Annotated in this window: 12 protein-coding genes; 5 read left to right on the top strand and 7 right to left on the bottom strand. The window is 66.2% G+C overall.

Annotated elements, in window-relative coordinates; translation table 11 throughout:
• Positions 1-84: 84 nt before the first annotated feature.
• A complete protein-coding gene (locus AC3IQ7_RS18615; RefSeq protein WP_489206970.1) occupies positions 85-1,986 on the top strand; it encodes a serine hydrolase domain-containing protein in 1,902 nt (633 codons plus the stop codon).
• Between the two features lie 4 nt (positions 1,987-1,990).
• Here the strand turns inward: AC3IQ7_RS18615 and AC3IQ7_RS18610 are convergent, their stop codons facing one another.
• From AC3IQ7_RS18610 to AC3IQ7_RS18580, 7 genes are all read right to left on the bottom strand, one after another.
• Positions 1,991-2,248 (bottom strand): hypothetical protein, encoded by a 258-nt coding sequence (locus tag AC3IQ7_RS18610; protein ID WP_489206969.1) that lies wholly within the window; start codon positions 2,246-2,248, stop codon positions 1,991-1,993.
• Complete coding sequence (locus AC3IQ7_RS18605) at positions 2,245-3,099, bottom strand: MbnB/TglH/ChrH family RiPP precursor modification enzyme (protein WP_489206968.1); 855 nt, start codon at positions 3,097-3,099, stop codon at positions 2,245-2,247. The genes AC3IQ7_RS18610 and AC3IQ7_RS18605 overlap by 4 nt, the downstream gene beginning before the upstream one ends.
• Complete coding sequence (locus tag AC3IQ7_RS18600; protein WP_489206967.1) at positions 3,089-4,015, bottom strand: TIGR04222 domain-containing membrane protein; 927 nt, start codon at positions 4,013-4,015, stop codon at positions 3,089-3,091. The genes AC3IQ7_RS18605 and AC3IQ7_RS18600 overlap by 11 nt, the downstream gene beginning before the upstream one ends.
• Positions 4,012-4,740 (bottom strand): nucleotidyltransferase domain-containing protein, encoded by a 729-nt coding sequence (locus AC3IQ7_RS18595; RefSeq protein WP_099377502.1) that lies wholly within the window; start codon positions 4,738-4,740, stop codon positions 4,012-4,014. The genes AC3IQ7_RS18600 and AC3IQ7_RS18595 overlap by 4 nt, the downstream gene beginning before the upstream one ends.
• 98 nt (positions 4,741-4,838) lie before the next feature.
• Positions 4,839-5,681, bottom strand: a complete 843-nt coding sequence (gene serB, locus AC3IQ7_RS18590) for a phosphoserine phosphatase SerB (protein WP_278318847.1) — start codon at positions 5,679-5,681, stop codon at positions 4,839-4,841.
• 55 nt (positions 5,682-5,736) lie between these two features.
• Positions 5,737-9,180 carry a transcription-repair coupling factor gene (gene mfd / locus AC3IQ7_RS18585; protein WP_489206966.1) on the bottom strand — a complete coding sequence of 1,148 codons (3,444 nt, stop codon included), beginning with the start codon at positions 9,178-9,180 and terminating at the stop codon, positions 5,737-5,739.
• Between the two features lie 87 nt (positions 9,181-9,267).
• Complete coding sequence (locus AC3IQ7_RS18580) at positions 9,268-10,212, bottom strand: 5'-nucleotidase (RefSeq protein ID WP_489206965.1); 945 nt, start codon at positions 10,210-10,212, stop codon at positions 9,268-9,270.
• Between the two features lie 340 nt (positions 10,213-10,552).
• On the opposite strand from AC3IQ7_RS18580, the gene AC3IQ7_RS18575 reads away from it, so the two are divergent.
• The 4 genes from AC3IQ7_RS18575 (at position 10,553) to AC3IQ7_RS18560 (ending at position 18,029) form a co-directional block, all read left to right on the top strand.
• A complete protein-coding gene (locus tag AC3IQ7_RS18575; RefSeq protein ID WP_322427897.1) occupies positions 10,553-12,328 on the top strand; it encodes a methyl-accepting chemotaxis protein in 1,776 nt (591 codons plus the stop codon).
• Positions 12,329-12,672: 344 nt separating this feature from the next.
• The gene (locus AC3IQ7_RS18570) at positions 12,673-14,271 is read left to right on the top strand and encodes a methyl-accepting chemotaxis protein (protein ID WP_489206964.1); all 1,599 of its coding nucleotides are present in this window, start codon (positions 12,673-12,675) and stop codon (positions 14,269-14,271) included.
• Positions 14,271-15,200, top strand: coding sequence for a putative bifunctional diguanylate cyclase/phosphodiesterase (locus tag AC3IQ7_RS18565; RefSeq protein ID WP_489206963.1), 930 nt, complete (start codon positions 14,271-14,273; stop codon positions 15,198-15,200). The genes AC3IQ7_RS18570 and AC3IQ7_RS18565 overlap by 1 nt, the downstream gene beginning before the upstream one ends.
• Positions 15,201-15,251: 51 nt before the next feature.
• Entirely contained in the window at positions 15,252-18,029 is a 2,778-nt protein-coding gene (locus tag AC3IQ7_RS18560; protein WP_489206962.1) for an ATP-binding protein, read from the top strand.
• Positions 18,030-18,032 lie beyond the last annotated feature (3 nt).

The raw sequence follows: 18,032 nt of genomic DNA, 5'->3' as shown, positions 1-18,032 counted from the left end.
GAAAGCTCCCGTCGTTGCTCAATTTTTAATTGTAACAAGCAAAGCGGCGCGGCAGCGCAGTCCATGCAAAAAGGCAGAATACATTTGAAACGAGATCGCTATCCCACCCTGGCCGCGCGCGCCAGGTCATGGCTGCGTAAGGCCTTGCCGGCCTTGCTGCTGTGCGCCACGGTGGCCCATGCCGCCGGCGCGCCCCTGGATGCGGAGTTTGCCACCGGCTTGAAGGAAGAGGGTTTGGCGGGCGCCGTCTGGAGTGAAGTCTTGCCTGACGGAACGGTCAAGGTCGGCGCGTCCGGCTTGCGCGATGCTGCCAAGCAAATACCCATGCAAGCGGACACGCGCATGCAGGTGGGGTCCGTGGGCAAGGTGGCGCTGGCGCTGGGCATCTTGCGCCTGGTCAGCGAAGACCGGCTCACGCTCGACACGCCCTTGCAGCAAGTGCTGCCGGAACTGGCGCTGAACAACCCGTGGCAAGCCAGCGACCCCGTGCGCATCCGCCACCTGCTGGCGCACACCTCGGGCCTCGATAATGTGCGCTTCTGGCAGGCGTTCAGCCTGAAGCCGGCACCGGACACGCCGCTGGCCGCCGCCTTTGACGGCGACCGCAATCTGCTGCGCGTGCGCGCCCGGCCCGGCAGCCGCTATGCGTATTCGAACATGGGCTATGGCTTGCTGGGCATGGTGATCGAGAAGGTCACGGGCCAGCCGTACGAGCGTTATCTCGATGCGCAACTGCTGCAGCCGCTGGGCATGGCGGACAGCACGTTTGCCTATGTTGCGCAAATGAGTACGCAAATGAGTACGCAAATGAGCACGCAGGCGGGCGCGCAGGCGGATCCGCGCCTGGCCATGGGCTACTTCGAGCATGGCGTGGCGCAGCCGGCCGTGCCGCAATACCTGCGTCCGGCCGCGCAATTTACCACCACGGCGGCCGACATGGGCAAGCTGGCGCAGTTTTTGATGGGCGACGGCAAGCTGCAGGGCAAGCGCTTCATCGACCTGGCGCTGATGGGCGCCTTGTCCGAACCGGCCGGCACGGATGCGGCGCAAGCGGGCCTGGCAACGGGCCATGGCCTGGCGCTGGCCGTGCGCGACCGCCACAACGTGGTGGGTGCCTGCCACCCTGGCACGGCCGTGGGGTTTCGCGCCATGTTGTGCCTCTATCCGGAGCAGGACAGCGCCTTCTTCGTGGCCTTCAACACGGATGCCGAGCAGGCCGACTATGAGCGCTTCAATCGCCTGCTGCTGCGCGACCTGGAATTGCCGCTGCGCGCGCCGGCCCCGCGCGGCACGCCCGCGCCCACGGTAGAAAACTGGCAGGGTGTCTATGTGCCGTCGCCCAGTCCCATGGCCAGCATGGCCTGGGTCGACGCCGTCTTCGGCTTTACGCGCCTGAAATGGGATGGCGAATCGCTGTTCCTGATCCCGTTCCAGGGCGAGCCGAAGGAACTGGAACCGGTGGGCGGCCTGCTGTTCCGCGCCAGTGACCGCAGCACGCCGTCGCACGTGCTGATGCAGGAGGATGGCAAGCATGTGCTCAGCGACGGCTTGCGCAGCTACGAGCGCGCGTCGATGCTGCGCATGCTGGTGCTGTGGGGCAGTCTGGCGTTGGGCGCTGCCGGCTTGCTGTATGTGCTGGTGGTGGGTGTGTGGCGCGCCGCGTTGCGCAGCCTGGGGCGGGGCGACCATCTGTTCGCGCCCCTGCTGTCGATGCTGGCGCTGCTCTTGCCGCTGCCGTTTTTCTATTTCCAGTCCTATCTGCGCCTGGGCGACATCACCATCGCCAGCGTGCTGCTGGCGCTGGTCACGGGGGCGCTGCCGCTGGCGACGGCGTTCGGCCTGGCGCGCTGCTGGCGCAGCCGCGGCACGGCGGCCGAGGTGGGCTCGTGGGCGAAATGGGATTGGGTCGCCTTGCTGGCGGCCTTGCAGCTGCTGCTGGTGCTGGCCTGGTGGGGACTGCTGCCGCTGCGGTTGTGGCACCTGTAGGCTGTCAGGTCCAGGCAGCCAGCAGCCGGCGCCACCACGGTTGCGCCGGCGTGGCCCTGCTACCGTGCGCGGACCGCTTGGCGCGATAGCTGGCCGCCGCCATTTGCAGGCCGACCCGGTCCATCGCCGCCATCGCCTCCGCTTCCTGCGGCGACAAGCCATGCAGCAAGGCTTGCGCATGGGGATCGAGCAGGAAGGCTGCACGCAGGGCGTCGTCCGTGTACAGCCTTGCCAGGTAGGTTTCCAGTGCGGGGGAACTCATGTGTTTCGCCCCGCGCGCAAGGCCGCGCGCGCCAGCTCCAGCTGGCCCAGCACATGCTCGAACGACGGGTAATTGCCGTCTCGTTCGACGATCACCGTCAGGGGCTGGGGCGTCTGGCGCGCCAGTACGGTCAATAAAGCGAAGACTTCGGGCGGCACGTCGTGCAGGTGGTCGTCCAGCAGGCGCTGGCCGCCGCCCGGCGCGGCTATCCAGTGGCCGCCGCTCAGGTGCACGGCGCCGACCCTGTCCAGGGGCAGGCGCAGCAGCAGTTCCTGCGGCGACTCGCCAGTATTGACGGCATTCGCATACAGGTTATGCAGGTCGAGCAGCAGCGGCACGTGCGCGCCGTGGATAATCTGCGCCACCCACTCGGCTTCGTCCAGGGTGCTGGCGGGCGGCTGGACCAGGGTGGCGATGTTTTCCATCAGCGGCACGCTGCCGACGATGCGCGTGGCCAGCGCGATATTGGCGATCGCGCCGGCGGCGCTGCGTGGCGTGCGCGGCGGCGCCGCCAGGTGGCCGATTTCCACGCCGCCGGCGCGCACGAAACTCAGGTGCTCGGACCACGATTCCGCCTGCACTACTTTCATCAGGCGCGCCATCGCATGCAGGCGGCGCGGGTCGGCGGGAATCGTCGAGGCCAGCCCCATGCCCACGCCGTGCAGGCTGACCGGCACCTGGCGCGCCAGGCTGCTCAGGGCCGCGATGCCGGCGCGCGAGGCACGGTAGTAATCGTCGGCGATCACCTCCAGCACGTCGATCTGCGCCAGGTTGGACACGATGCCGGCAGCCAGTTCACCGCGCCAACCCAGGCCGACGCGGTCGCGCGAGGCCCCAGGACTAGCTGCCACAGCCGCCGCCACCGCCGCAACCGCCACAGCCGCTGCCGCCGCCGCCATCTCCGCCGCCGCCATCGCCCCCACCCGATGACGAGTCGCCCGTGCCGCCGGACGAGGAGTCGCCGCCCGTGTTTGGCCGGGGTACGGGGAACAGCTCGGCGACATACGCGTACACGGACAAGGGCAGGGCGCCGAGGCCGAAGATGGCGGCCAGCAGGGCCATGTCGGCGCTGCTGCTGCCTGCATTCAGGCGCGACGAGCGCATGTTCAGGCGGCCAAACAGCATGCGCAAGTCGGTCAGCAGCCGCTGCGCGCTCCAGCTGGTCGCCTGGGTGCGCAAGCCGCGCAGCATGAGCAGGAAGATCGCCAGCAGCAGCGCCAGGAACAGCAGGTTGTAGTGCTGGCGGCTGATGGCAATGACGGCCTTGACGGCGGCCGCCGTCAGCAGCAAATAGTGCGCGGGCCAGGTGATGCGTTCGCGCCGGCGCAACAGCGGCGGGCCGACCAGCAATTCCTGCTGCGTCAAGGTCTCCTGGTAGGCGCGGCATGACGGCAGCATCTCCGCCTGCTCGGCCAGTTCCTTGCTGTGACCCTGGCGGCCCAGATACAGCCGCAGTACGTCGCGTTCGATGTCGTGACTGGCAAAGCGCAGGCTGTCGGCGCTGGCCGTTTCCAGCAGCGGGCCATCGGCGCGCAGCAAGCCGCGGTCGACCAGCACGATGGCGGCGATTTTCACGGCTTCGAGGGCGCCGCCGCGCAGGAAGGCGATGCGGTAGGGATCATCGGCCAGCGAGAGCTGGGCGTGCGGATTGCGCAATTCCATGCGTATCAGCAGTTCGCGCGCGAGGTAGTACACGAACGTGCCGAAGATCAGGTAGGCGAACAGGAACCAGGGCCCGCTCCAGTCAAAGGGATTGAAGCCGTTCACCGCATCTGCTCCGCGTGTTCGCGCAAGTGTCCGGTAATCGTCATCAAGCCCGTAAAGGCGGGCAGGGCCTGCCCCGGCGCCAGGCGCGCCGTTTCGCGCGCCGCCGACATGGCTTGCAGGGCCGTGTGCAGGGCCGGCTCGCCCAGCTGGTCGACAAACGCTTCGAGCGCCTGCTTGCCAGACAGCCCAGGCTTGCCCTCCAGCTGCGCCAGGGACGCTGCGGCCGAGCGCAGCGGGCCGGCCGCGTCGGCGATGGCGCCGGCCAGCTGTTCTTCATTCAGGCTCAATAGCATATACCGTTCGCGCATGCGCACCTGCTGGTTCAGCAGCACTTGCCGCAGCCGGCGTAGCACGGCGTCGCGGCTGGTGTGCAGACTGGCAAAAGGGTCAGCGCCATGCAGCACCTTGTGGCGCGCGATGATGTCGGCGAACTTGACGGCGAAGGCGTCGGCGGCCTGCGTCAATTCGCTCTCGAGCAGGAACATTACCTGCAGATCGATGGCGGCGTGCGCCAGGCGCAAGGGCCCGCGCAGCGCATCGGCCGCCTGCGGCGTAAAGCGCTTGAGCAGCAACAGCAGGTTGACGTCGGAGGTGGCGCGCACCTGGCCATCGGCGGCCGAGCCAAACAGCACGGCGGCGGCAAGGTCGTCACCAAACGCGCCTTGCGCGGCGGCGACAAACACATCCAGGTGGCGTTGTATCTCTTCTGGCAGCGGTGGCGGCATGCGGTGTACTTTCACGGTGGGTTGGCGGAATGATCATAAGTTTGCAATATAGCAAAAATATGCATCCCTGCGCGCACCGTCCGCCAGAGAGAGTCAACTCAGGTCAATACATTGAGCAAGCCATCGAGTCCCACGAAGTTCAGCGCCACGTCGGCCTGCGAGCGCACCACGGGCTTGGCGCGGAAGGCCACGGACAGGCCGGCGATGCCCATCATCTTCAAGTCGTTGGCGCCGTCGCCCATGACGATGGCTTCGGACGGGGAAATGCCCATCTCCTTGCACACGCGCTCCACCGTGCGCTGCTTTTCCTCGGCGTCGACGATACCGCCTAACACTTTGCCCGTCAGCTTGCCGTCGACGATTTCCAGTGCGTTCGCATGCGTGTAGTCGAGGCCCAGGCGTTCCTTCAGGCGTTCGGTGAAGAAGGTAAAGCCGCCCGATACCAGCAGGGTTTTCAGGCCGGCTTTTTGCACGGCCGCCAGCATGGTTTCCGCGCCCGGTGACAGTTTCAAACGCTCGTCGTAGACGCGCTGCAGGGCCGACGCATCGAGGCCTTCGAGCAGGGCCACGCGCTGCTTCAGGCTGGCCGCGAAATCGAGTTCGCCGCGCATGGCCGCTTCCGTGATGGCCGCCACCTGCGGTTTCAAGCCCTGCATGTCGGCGATTTCATCGATGCACTCGATGGTGATCAGGGTCGAATCCATGTCCATCGCCACGAGCTTGAATTCGGCCAGTTCGCGCTGCCCCATCATGTAGGTGGCGTCCAGCTGCGCCGCCTGGGCCGCCACTTCGATGGTGGGGCGCAGCGCGGGCGAGTAGGCGATCTGTTCGCAGCGCACGGCGTTCGGGCCGAGGCGCGTGATGGAGGTCGGCGCGGCCAGCGCGGCGATGCGCTCGAGGCGTGCGCTATCGCCGTCCAGGCCCTGCAGGATCAGATTCATGGTGATGGTCTTGGTATTGGTCATGGGTCAGCCCTGCATAAAAGATAGAAATAGTCTAAACCGTCAATTGCTTGATGGTGGTCTTGATCTGCGTCACGCGCGCGGCCAGGTCCGGCATGGTGGCCGTGATTTTCAGCTTGTCCTGGCCATGCAGCTTGATATGGCGGTTCTTCTGGATCAAGTCGATGATGCGCATCGGGTCGATCGGCGGCTTGGCCATGAATTGCAGGGTAGCCGCCTCGCCATGCACGTCGATCTTGACGATGCCCACGGTTTTCGCCGCGATGCGCAAACGGTGCGTCTCGACCAGGGCCTTGACGGCGTCGGGCAGCTTGCCGAAGCGGTCGATCAGCTCTTCCTGGATGTCGTCGATCTTTTCCTGCGTGGCGCAGTTGGCCAGGCGCTTGTAGATCGACAGGCGCTCGTGCACGTCGCCGCAGAAATCGGCCGGCAGCAGGGCCGGCACGTGCAGGTTGATCTCGGTGGTCGAGGCCAGCGGCGCCGCCAGGTCAGGCTCCTTGCCCGCTTTCAGCGAGCGCACGGCTTCGTTGAGCATGTCCGAATACAGCTGGAAGCCGATTTCCGTCATCTCGCCCGACTGGCTCTCGCCCAGCACCTCGCCGGCGCCGCGGATTTCCAGGTCGTGCATGGCCAGGTAAAAGCCGCTGCCCAGTTCTTCCATCTGCTGGATGGCGTCAAGGCGGCGCTGCGCCAGCTTCGTCAGGCCCTGCACGTCGTGCACCAGCAGGTAGGCGTAGGCCTGGTGATGCGAGCGTCCGACGCGGCCGCGCAACTGGTGCAGCTGCGCCAGGCCGAACTTGTCGGCGCGGTGCATGATGATGGTGTTCGCCGTCGGCACGTCGATGCCGGTTTCAATGATGGTCGTGCACAGCAAAATATTGAAACGCTGGGCGACGAAGTCGCGCATGACCTTTTCCAGGTCGCGCTCGTGCATCTGGCCGTGCGCGACGGCGATGCGCGCCTCGGGCAGCAATTCCGTCAGCATGGCCAGGCGGTTCTGGATGGTTTCCACCTCGTTGTGCAGGAAGTAGATCTGGCCGCCCCGTTTGAGTTCGCGCAAGCACGCTTCGCGGATGATGGCTTCGCCCTCGCTGCGCACGAACGTCTTGATTGCCAGGCGCTTTTGCGGCGCCGTGGCGATGATGGAAAAGTCGCGCAAGCCTTCCAGCGCCATGCCCAGGGTGCGCGGGATCGGCGTGGCCGTCAGGGTCAGCACGTCCACTTCCGCGCGCAAGGCTTTCAGGGCTTCCTTCTGGCGCACGCCGAACCTGTGTTCTTCGTCGATGATGACGAGGCCCAGGCGGGTAAACTTGACGTCGTCGGACAGCAGCTTGTGCGTGCCGATGACGATGTCGATGGTGCCGTCGGCCATGCCCTTGAACGCCTGCGTGATCTCCTTGCCGCTGCGGAAGCGCGACAATTCCGCGATGCGCACGGGCCAGTCGGCGAAGCGGTCGGCGAAGGTCTGTGCATGCTGCTCCGCCAGCAGGGTGGTGGGCGCCAGGATGGCTACCTGCTTGCCGCCCATGACGGCGATGAAGGCGGCGCGCAGCGCCACTTCCGTCTTGCCGAAGCCGACGTCGCCGCACACGAGGCGGTCCATCGGTTTGCCGGAAGTCATGTCCTTGATGACGTTGTGGATGGCCTCGGCCTGGTCCGGCGTCTCGTCGAAGCCGAAGCTGTCGGCGAAGCGCTGGTAGTCGTGCGACGAGAATTCGAACGAGTGGCCCTGGCGCAGGGCGCGGCGCGCATACAGGTTGAGCAGTTCGGCAGCCGTGTCGCGCACCTGTTCGGCCGCGCGCTTCTTCGCTTTTTCCCACTGGCCCGAACCGAGCGAGTGCAACGGCGCGTCTTCCGGCGAAGCGCCCGAATAGCGCGAGATCACATGCAGCTGCGATACGGGCACGTACAGTTTCGTGTCCTTGGCGTATTCGAGGTGCAAAAATTCCGTCTCGCCTTCGCCCAGGTCCATGCTGGTCAAGCCCATGTAGCGCCCGATGCCGTGGTTGATGTGCACCACGGGGTCGCCGATTTTCAGCTCCGACAGGTCGCGCACCATCGACTCGACCTGCGTCACGCCTTCCTGTTTCTTGGTGCCGATCCTGCGACCGGAACCGGCATACAGTTCCGTCTCGGTGATGAAGGATAAATTACCTTCCGGCGTAAACAGTTCGAAGCCCGCGTGCAGCGGCGCCACACCCAGCATCAGCTTGGCGTCGGACTGCAGGAAGCCGTCACTGCCTTCCACCGGCGTCAGGTGCAGATCGTATTCGGTGAAGTACTGCTGCAAGGTTTCGCGGCGGCCGTTCGATTCGGCGCAGATCATCACGCGGCGGCCCGATTGCAGCAGGTAGCTGCGCAGGTTGGCCAGCGGGTCGTCGGCGCGGCGGTTGACGGCGATGTTCGGCACGGGCGCCGACAGTTCGGACGCCAGCGCATCGTTCGATTTGGCGATCGCCAGGCGCGGATACGGCTTGGCCAGGCCGAAGAACTGCTCGTCGGTCAGGAACAGCGCTTCGGGCGGCAAAATCGGCCGCTCGCGGTCCGCCTTTAAAAAGCGGTAGCGCGACTGGGTATCGGTCCAGAAGCGCCCGATGGCCGCGTCGATCTCGCCCACCAGGGCCAGCGAGGCGTCTTCCGGCAGGTAGTCGAACAGGGTGGCCGTCTGCTCGAAGAACAGGGGCAGATAGTATTCGATGCCGGCCGAGGCGATGCCGCTGCTGATGTCCTTGTAGACGACCGAGCGCGATGGGTCGCCTTCAAACTGTTCGCGCCAGCGGTTGCGGAAGGTGGTGCGCGCCGCTTCGTCCATGGGAAATTCGCGGCCCGGCAGCAAGCGCACCTCGTGCACGGGATACAGCGAGCGCTGGGTGTCGGCGTCGAAGGTGCGGATGGTTTCGATGGTGTCGCCGAACAGGTCGAGCCGGTAAGGCAGGGCAGAGCCCATGGGGAACAGGTCGAGCAGGCCGCCGCGCACCGAGTATTCGCCGGGCGACATCACTTGCGAGACATGGCTGTAGCCGGCCAGGGTCAGCTGCGACTTCAATCGCGCTTCGTCGAGCTTTTCGCCCTTCTTGAAGAAGAAGGTGTAGGCGGCCAAAAAGGACGGCGGCGCCAGGCGCACCAGCGCCGTGGTGGCCGGCACGATCAGCACGTCGCACTGGCGCGTCTGGATTTCGTGCAGGGTGGCCAGGCGCTCGGAGACCAGGTCCTGGTGCGGCGAAAAGGCGTCGTAGGGCAGGGTTTCCCAATCCGGCAGCAGATGGCAGCGCAGTTCCTTGCCGCCAAACCAGGGGATTTCATCGAGCAGGCGCTGGCCGTCGCTGGCCTGCGCCACCACCACGGCCAGCATCTGGCCCCGCGCTTTCAAGGCCAAAGCGGCCAGCGCCAGGGCATAGGCGTCGGATGAACCATACAGGGCGGGCAGCGCATAGCGGTTGCCGGGCTTGGGGAGGGCTTTTTTTAAGTCTAAGGACATGCAGGCGATGACACTAGTGGCAGAGGCAGTTGAGTGGGACAGCTGTGGTGCGCGCAGCGCCGCCAGTGACGGCGCTGACAGGCGAGATTATAGACCATCGCCCGCGCGCATATTAGCAATCCCGAACGGGACATGCACCATCGGGATGGTGCCGCCCGCCGATTTGAGGTGGCTCAGCTGGTCGTCGAAGAAGATATGCGGCTTGAACACGGCCAGCACGCGCGATTTGTCCATGCCGCCGAGGAAAAACGTTTCGTCGGCCGCCACGCCCCAGCTTTTCAAGGTCGTCACGACCCGTTCGTGCGAAGGCGCGTTGCGCGCCGTGATGATGGCGATGCGCAGGATCTTCTTGTAGCCGGCATCGCGCCGCTGCGCTTTTTCTTCCAGGCGCTGCATGGTAGCCAGCTTCTGGAACAGGTCGGCCAGCGGCCCGGGGCGGTGCGGCGTGCCCACGTTCAGGGTTTCATGGGCGTGGAATTCATCGACGTCATTGTTGCGCTTGAACACGGTTTCCGCTTCGTCGTCGGCGATCACGCCGTCGAAATCGAAGGCCACGCGCAGTTCTTCGTCGTTCTCTTCGTCTTCCGTGCGCGACGGCAGCACCAGGCCGGCCGGATAGTTGCAGGCCAGCGCGCTGCGCACGTCGTCTTCATTCGCGCTGAGGAAGAGCGAGGCGTTGAAAGCGGGCAGGTAGGGGTAGGGCGACTTGCCCGTCATGAAGGCGGCGCGCGAGATATCCAGGCCGTAGTGGGCGATCGAATGCATGACGCGCAAGCCCGTTTCCGGCGAATTGCGCGAAAACAGCACCACTTCCACGGGAGACTGGCGCGGGTAGTGCTTGTTGATGTTCAGGAAGCGACGGATGAAGGGGAAGGCCACGCCGCGCGGCAATACCGTGTCGATATGCGTTTCCTGGTATTTGCGGTATTCCTCGGGGCCACTGTCGAGGTAGATCTGATGCGATTCGGCCAGGTCGAACAGGGCGCTGGAAGCGACCCCGATCACCAGTTTGTGTTCGATAGGATAAGCCATGCTGTACCTGTGGTGTGCGTGTTGACCATCTTATACGACTATTAACTGCGTAGCCAATAGCGATACGCGGGGATTTTTTGCACCAAAGCAGGGCGCAGACCAGCTTTTTGATGCCACTGTGCAAGGCGCGCCACAGTCAGGAAATAAATATTGATTTGTATCAAGTATGTAGCAGTCAGCGCAGCCATTTTCCACTATGCTTCCTATTATAAAATCTCGCCAATTGTAACGAAGCGTACGCCCCATCCCCGCCACCTTTATACAAGTGTCAGCTGTTTTACTCGAACATGCCAGCCTCAACCTCGCCAGCAAAAATCGTGACTTTATAAAGGGCCTAGCCATGTTTAAGAATTTACTGATCAAATGGAAGTTGGCGACCCTGGTCGCCGTGATGATGGCGGCCTTGCTGGTGGTGGGCATCAGCGGCTACACGGGCATCGCCACCGTGGGCCGCGCCGTCAATGAAATCGGCGTGGTGCGCCTGCCGTCGATCCAGGGCTTGATGATGATCAGCGAAGGGCAGACGGCCGTTGCCGCCGCTACCCTGACGGCCGCCATCTATGAAAACAATTACCAGGCACAGGACAAGTTCGCGGAAGCGCTGCAGCTGCGCACCAAGGCCTGGAATAATATCGAGGCGGGCCGCAAGCTGTACGAGCCGCTGCCGCAAACGCCCGAGGAAACCGTGTTGTGGCAGCGCTTCCAGGGCGAGTGGACGGCCTGGAAGGCAGATGACGACAAGGTGCGCGCCATCTTGCGCCAGCTGGCCGACAACCGCGATGAGGCGCGGCAGAAAGAGTTGTTCGTGACTTTCTATAAACAGTATCAGGATTCGCGCGCGCTGTTCGGCAAGGCCGAAGGCACGCTCAACGAGATCATCAAGCTCAATAACGGCGTGGCCGACGCCAGCGTCAAGGACGGCAGCGCGGCCGTGATCCGCTCGGAAAGCCTGATGGTCATCCTCGGCTTGCTGGCCTCCGCGCTGGGCATCGCCTGCGCCGCCTACATCACGCGCGCCATCACCCAGCCAATCAATTCGGCCGTGAAAGTGGCGCAAACGGTGGCTTCGGGCGACCTGACGAGCAATATCGAGGTGCACACGACGGAAGAAACGGGCCAGCTGCTGCAGGCGCTGAAAGACATGAATTCCAGCCTGGTCAGCATCGTCGGCCAGGTGCGCAGCGGCACGGAGACCATCGCCACGGCCTCGTCGGAAATTGCCAGCGGCAACCTGGACCTGTCTTCGCGCACGGAAGAGCAAGCCAGTTCGCTGGAAGAGACGGCGTCGTCGATGGAAGAACTGACGTCGACCGTGCGGCAGAATGCCGACAATGCCCAGCAGGCGAACCAGCTGGCGCTGAGCGCATCGGGCGTGGCCGTGAAGGGCGGTGAAGTGGTGGGCAAGGTGGTCGAGACCATGGACGCCATCAACGATTCCTCGCGCAAGATCGTCGACATCATTTCCGTCATCGACGGCATCGCCTTCCAGACGAATATCCTGGCCTTGAATGCGGCCGTGGAAGCGGCGCGCGCGGGCGAGCAGGGACGCGGTTTCGCCGTCGTGGCGACGGAAGTGCGCAACCTCGCGCAGCGTTCGGCGGCGGCGGCCAAGGAAATCAAGACCCTGATCGGCGACTCCGTGGTGGCCGTCGACGCGGGCAGCAAGCTGGTGGCCGAGGCGGGCAGCACGATGGCCGAAATCGTCTCCAGCGTGCAGCGCGTGACGGACATCATGGCGGAAATCAGCCTGGCCACGCAGGAGCAAAGCTCGGGCATCGACCAGATCAACCAGGCCATCGGCCAGATGGACCAGGTGACGCAGCAAAATGCGGCCCTGGTGGAAGAGGCGGCGGCCGCTGCCGAATCCCTGCAGGAGCAATCGGGCCAGCTGGCCGAGGTGGTCAGCGTCTTCAAGCTCGATGGCGGACAGGCGCCTGCCGCCCGCGCGAAGCCTGCGGCGCCGCGCGCCGTGGTGGCCAGCGTGGCGCCGAAGCGTCCGGCGCCGGGTCAGGCATCGCGTCCCGCCTCACGCCCTACGGCGGGCCGCCCGGCCTTGCATGCCGTGCCTTCCCCGCAGCGCGGCGCGCCGCGCGACGACGAGTGGGAAGTGTTCTGACGGATTGACGGCGTCAGCATGCGCTAACGGACGGCCGCCTTGCGCGGCCGTTTTTGCATGCGCGCACAGGGTCGCACTGCGGTTACTACTTATTAAAAAAACAGCGTTATAAGAATAGCTGTTTTGCCATCTAAGCAAATCTTTGCAAAACTTAACGCGACATTGCTTGTGAGATAACTCACACTGCCTGCCGTACCACCCTTGTTCCCGCCTCGGCCACATCCCGGCTGACCCCTCCGCCTGCTGCGTCCAGCCATTCGTGGCAGGCGGCAGCCATTGCCGTCAGCCTTGCATGCGAGCCCGGCGCGATGACCGATGCACCACACTGAAGGATGCGAATAAAGATGGCAAATATGAAAATCGGCACGCGCCTGCGCTGCTCCTTTGCGTTGTTGACCTTGCTGCTGCTGGCGACCGCCGTGCTGGGCATGCTGCGCCTGTCCAGCCTGGAACTGCGCATGCGCGACGTGATCGATGACAAATATCCGAAAACCGTGCTGGCCAACGACATCATCAAGAATGTCAACATCATCGCGCGCTCTTCGCGCAACCTGCTCCTGATGACGGAGCCGCAGCAGCTGGCGCAGGAACGCGCCACCATCGCCAGGGCGGGCGGCGAAACGGAAAAGGGCCTGGCGCAGCTGGACAAGGTGGTGCTGTCGCTGCAGGGCCGCCAGCAGATGGCGGCCGTGACGCAGGCGCGCGCCACGTTCAACGCCGGGCGCGACAAGGTGCTGGCCCTGCTGGAAGAAGGGGCGCGCGACGAAGCGACGAATTTGCTGCTCGGCACCGTGCGCGGCGAGCAGCTGCGCTACATGGCGGCGCTGGAAAGCCTCATCTCGCACCAGCATGACCTGATGGAGGAGGCGGGCGCCCAGGTGCGCCACGAATACGCCACGGCGCGCAACATGATGCTGGCACTGAGCGCCCTGGCCGTGCTCTTTTCACTCGTCACCGCCTGGCTGGTCACGCGCAGCATCGTCCTTCCGCTGCGCCATGCCCTGACGGTGGCGCAGACCGTGGCCGCCGGCGACCTGACATCGACATTCGGCCGCCACGGCGGCGATGAAACGGGCAAGCTGCTCGATGCGCTGTGCATCATGAACGGCAACCTGCTCGACATCGTGCAGCAAGTGCGCAGCGGCACCGACACCATTGCCACGGCCTCGTCGCAAATCGCGGCCGGCAATATCGACCTGTCGTCGCGCACCGAGGAGCAGGCCAGCTCGCTCGAACAGACGGCGTCGGCCATGGAAGAACTCAGCTCCACCGTGCAGCAGAACGCGGACAATGCCCGCCTTGCCAGCGTGCTGGCCGTCGAGGCGGCGAATATCGCCGGCGCTGGCGGGCAAGCCGTGGGGCAGGTGATCCATACGATGGACGCCATCAGCGCGTCCTCGGCGCAGATCGCCGACATCATCGGCGTGATCGACATGCTGGCCTTCCAGACGAATATCCTGGCCTTGAACGCAGCCGTGGAAGCGGCGCGCGCGGGCGAGCAGGGGCGCGGCTTTGCCGTCGTGGCGACGGAAGTGCGCAACCTGGCGCAGCGCAGCGCGGCGGCGGCGCGCGACATCCGCGCCCTGATCGCCAACTCCACGCAGCAGGTGGACGCCGGTGCGGCCCTCGTGGCGCGGGCCGGCGCCACGATGCAGGACGTGGTGGCGGCCGTGGGACGCGTGAGCCAGATGGTGGCCGACATCACGGCCGCCAGCGCCGAGCAAAGCACGGGCATCGGCCAGGTCAGCCAGGCGGTGCTGCAGATGGATGAAGTGACGCAGCAGAACGCCGCCCTGGTGGAGGAGGCGGCGGCCGCCTCGCAATCGCTGGAGGGCGAGGCGGCGAAGCTGCTGCAGGTGGTCAGCGTGTTTCGCCTGCAGCAGGGACCGGCGCACACCTTGTTGCGCCGCAGCGCGCCGGCCGTGCCGCGCCTGCTGGCCTAGTGGCGCGCCTGGCAAGGTTCTGGCTCGGCGCGCTGGCGCTGTTATGCCGGGCGCAGGAGGGGGCGGGTGGCAAGCCCGGTGCTTCGGCGCGCAGCCGGGAGTTGCAGGCGCGCCTTGACAGCGCCATCGCTGACGGCGAATTCTGCTTTCACTACCAGGGCAAGTTCGATACGGCGCAATTGCGTCTGGTCGGCCTGGAAGCGCTGCTGCGCTGGGAGCATCCGCGCCACGGCCTGATTTACCCGAACGAATTCATCGGCCTGGCCGAGCAGACTGACGCCATTGCCGCGCTGGGCAACTGGGGCATCGATGCGGCCTGCCGCCAACTGGCGCAGTGGCGCGCGCAGGGCTTGCCTCTGGTGCCGGTCGCGGTGAATGTCTCGGCGCGCCAGCTATGCCAGCCGCAGTTGCCGGCGCAGTTACCCGATTTCGTGCTGGGCTGCCTGCGGCGCCACGCCATTCCTGCCGGCCTGCTGGAGCTGGAAGTGACGGAAAGCTGCTGCATCGACGACATGGCGCAGGCGGCGCAGGGCTTGCGCCGCCTGCGCGCGCTGGGCCTGGCCATTTCGCTCGACGATTACGGCACCGGCCATTCGGGCTTGAGCCATGTCCGGATGCTGCCGATTCACACCATCAAGATCGACCGCTCCTTCATCCGCGACTTGGGCAGCGGTGGCAGCGCAGATTGTGACACTGTGATCGTCGCCTCGACCCTTGCGCTGGCGCGCGGCCTGGGCTTGCAGGCGCTGGCCGAAGGCGTGGAAAACGGTGAACAATTGGCGCAGCTGCGGCGGCTGGGCTGCCCGCAGGTACAGGGCTTTTATCTGCACCGCCCGGCGCCCGCGGCCGAGGTGGCTGCGCTGCTGTCCGCCGGCCTTGTAACAGTGGCGAAACATGGCGCCATGCGGCATGGCGCGGATGCTCAGTAGAATATGGCCACTGCAAGCCGCGTGCTTTAACACCTTCTCCCCCACGCAAGAATGATAAACAGTCCCGTCCCGGCCTATGTCTTCGGCCCGTTTCGCCTTTTGCCGCTGGAGCGCCTGCTGTTCGAGGGCGACCGCGCGCTGCGCCTGGGCAGCAGGGCCATGGACTTGCTGCTGGCCCTGCTGGAGCGCGCCGGCGACATCGTCGACAAACATGAACTGGTGGCCATCGTCTGGCCCAATGCCGTGGTCGACGACGCGACCTTGCGCGTGCATCTGGCGGCGCTGCGCAAGGCGCTCGGCGACGGCCGCGATGGCCAGCGCTACATCACCACCATCCCCGGACGCGGTTACGGCTTCCTGGCGCCGCTGGCGCACACGGGCCGGCCGGCGTCCGGTGCGGCGGGCGCCGAGCCGCGTCACAATCTGCCCGTCATGCTGACGCGCATGCTGGGCCGCGCCGAGGTGCTGCAAACGATGGCCAACCAGCTGCTGCAATTGCGCCTGCTGTGCATTGCCGGTCCGGGCGGCATCGGCAAGACCACGCTGGCCGTGGGCCTGGCCACGCGCGTGCTGCGCCGCTATGCCGATGGCGTGTGTTTCGTCGACTTGTCGCCGCTGGACGAGGGCCGCCTGGTGCCGCTGGCGCTGGCCACGGCGCTGGGAGTGGCGGTGCCGGCCGGCGATGCCATGCCGGTCCTGCTGGCCTACCTGCGACCGCGCCACATGCTGCTCGTGCTCGATAACTGCGAGCACGTGATCGGCGCGGCCGCCACGCTGGCCGACGCCTTGCTCAAGGGCGCGCCGCTGCTGCACCTGCTGGCCACCAGCCGCGAGCCGCTGCGCCTCAGCAGCGAACAGCTGCAGCGCCTGCCCGCGCTGGAATTGCCGCCGGCCGACGCTGTGCCCGATGCCGCCGCCGCCCGGCATTTCTCCGCGGTGCAGCTGTTTTGCGAACGCTGCGCGGCCGTCGACGATGCCTTCGTGCTGGCCGACGCCGACGTGCCCGTGGTGGTGGACATCTGCCGGCGCCTCGACGGCATCCCGCTGGCGCTGGAGCTGGCGGCCGGGCGCATCGGCCATTTCGGCCTGCACGAATTGCGCCGCCAGCTCGACGACCGCTTTCGCCTGCTCACGCGCGGCGCGCGCAACATGCCCTTGCGCCACCAGACCCTGCGCGCCACGCTGGACTGGAGCTACGGCCTGCTCGACGCGCAAGAGCGCCAGGTGCTGCAGGCGCTGAGCGTGTTCAGGAGCCGCTTCCGCCTCGAGTCGGCCAGCGCCGTGGCGGGCTGCGACGTGTTCGACACGCTGGCGGACCTGGCCGCCAAGTCCCTCGTCAGCATCGAGTTTTGCTGCCAGCACGTGTATTACCGGCTGCTCGACACCACGCGCGCGTATGCTGGCGCGCAGCTGTCGGCGGGCGGGGATGCGGGCGCCGTGCTGCTGCGCCATGCGCGCCATTGTCTGGGCCTGGCCGGGCGCATCGCCGCCGACTGGACAAGCATGCCGCCGGCGCACTGGAGCGCGCGCTACGGCCGCCATGTCGACGACCTGCGCGCCGCCATCGACTGGGCCTTCGGCGAGGAGGGCGACGTGGCGCTGGGCGTGGCCCTGACCCTGGCCGCGCAAACCCTGTTCTACCAGCTGTCGCTGATGGATGAATACCGCGCGCGCGTCGAGCGGGCGCTCGAGCACATGGCCGCGCATGCCGTGGATGACCCGGACAGCGAGATGCAGCTGCATGCCTCGCAGGCGCATCTGCTGCTGCATACGCAGGGGATCACCGGCACCATGCTGCGTTCATTCCAGCGCGGCTATGCGCTGGCCATGCGCACGGACGATTGCAGCCGCCGCGCCGAAGCGATTTGCGGCATGTGGGTTTGCAGCCTGAAGCTGGCCGATTTCCAGCGCGCCGACAGCTACGTCACCGAGCTTGCAGTCCTGTGCGCCACGCGCGACGACACGGCGATGCGCCTGGTGCTGGCGCGCATGCGTTCCGTGGGCGAGTATGTGCAGGGTCGCTACGCGCAGTCGGCGGCGCTGGCGCGCATGGTGCTCGCGCATCCCGAGGGGGCCGCGCAGCTCGGCTTCAACAATGCCCTGCTGGCCGATCACCAGGTGTGCCTGCGCGGCACGCTGGCGCGTTGCCTGTGGATGCAGGGCCGCCCCGACGACGCCCTGGCGCTGGCGCGCGAGGCGGTGGCGGTGGGCTTCGAGCACAATGGCGTCACGCTGTGCGTGGCGCTGGCCGTCAATGCCATTCCCGTCGCCCTGTGGTGCGGGCAGCGGGAACTGGCGCATGCGTGGATTTGCCTGCTGTGCGAGCATGCGGCCCGCTATGGCTTGCTGTACTGGAGCGCCTGGGGCGTCGCCTACCAGCGCCTGCTCGACGGGGGCGAGGCGATGACACAGTTCCCCTGGCCTTCGGTGCGCAGCTGGCCGATACAGGTCGATTTGATGGCCACCCTGCACGACGCGGCCGCCGATAGCCAGGCGCTGCGGCGCGCACGCACGGGCCTGGCGCCGTGGAGCGCGCCGGAAGTGCTGCGCCGCGACGCGCACCACCGCTGGCGCGCGCTGGCGCAGGACGATGCGGCCGGCCTGGAAGCGGTACGGGCACAGCTGGAAGAAGCGCTGCAGCTGGCCAGGGGCCAGCAGGCGCCGGGCTGGGAGCTGCGCTGCGCCACCAGTCTGGCGGCCGTGCTGCAGGCGCAAGGCCGCGGTGCCGCCGCGCGTGCCGTGCTGGCCCCTGTGCATGGCGGCTACCGGCAGGGGCGCGACACTTCGGACGTGATGGCGGCAGCGGCTTTGCTGGTGCAGCTGGCCTGAGCG

It is taken from the genome of Janthinobacterium sp. GL_088 (assembly GCF_057837845.1).
This window is presented reverse-complemented; position numbering and strand designations above follow the sequence as displayed.

Excerpts from the sequence above, each read along its gene's own strand:
- mfd (WP_489206966.1), bottom strand. The coding sequence starts at position 9,180 with ATGTCCTTAGACTTAAAAAAAGCCCTCCCCAAGCCCGGCAACCGCTAT.
- AC3IQ7_RS18595 (WP_099377502.1), bottom strand. The coding sequence starts at position 4,740 with ATGCCGCCACCGCTGCCAGAAGAGATACAACGCCACCTGGATGTGTTT.
- AC3IQ7_RS18610 (WP_489206969.1), bottom strand. The coding sequence starts at position 2,248 with ATGAGTTCCCCCGCACTGGAAACCTACCTGGCAAGGCTGTACACGGAC.
- AC3IQ7_RS18575 (WP_322427897.1), top strand. The coding sequence starts at position 10,553 with ATGTTTAAGAATTTACTGATCAAATGGAAGTTGGCGACCCTGGTCGCC.
- AC3IQ7_RS18570 (WP_489206964.1), top strand. The coding sequence starts at position 12,673 with ATGGCAAATATGAAAATCGGCACGCGCCTGCGCTGCTCCTTTGCGTTG.
- serB (WP_278318847.1), bottom strand. The coding sequence starts at position 5,681 with ATGAATCTGATCCTGCAGGGCCTGGACGGCGATAGCGCACGCCTCGAG.
- AC3IQ7_RS18580 (WP_489206965.1), bottom strand. The coding sequence starts at position 10,212 with ATGGCTTATCCTATCGAACACAAACTGGTGATCGGGGTCGCTTCCAGC.
- AC3IQ7_RS18560 (WP_489206962.1), top strand. The coding sequence starts at position 15,252 with ATGATAAACAGTCCCGTCCCGGCCTATGTCTTCGGCCCGTTTCGCCTT.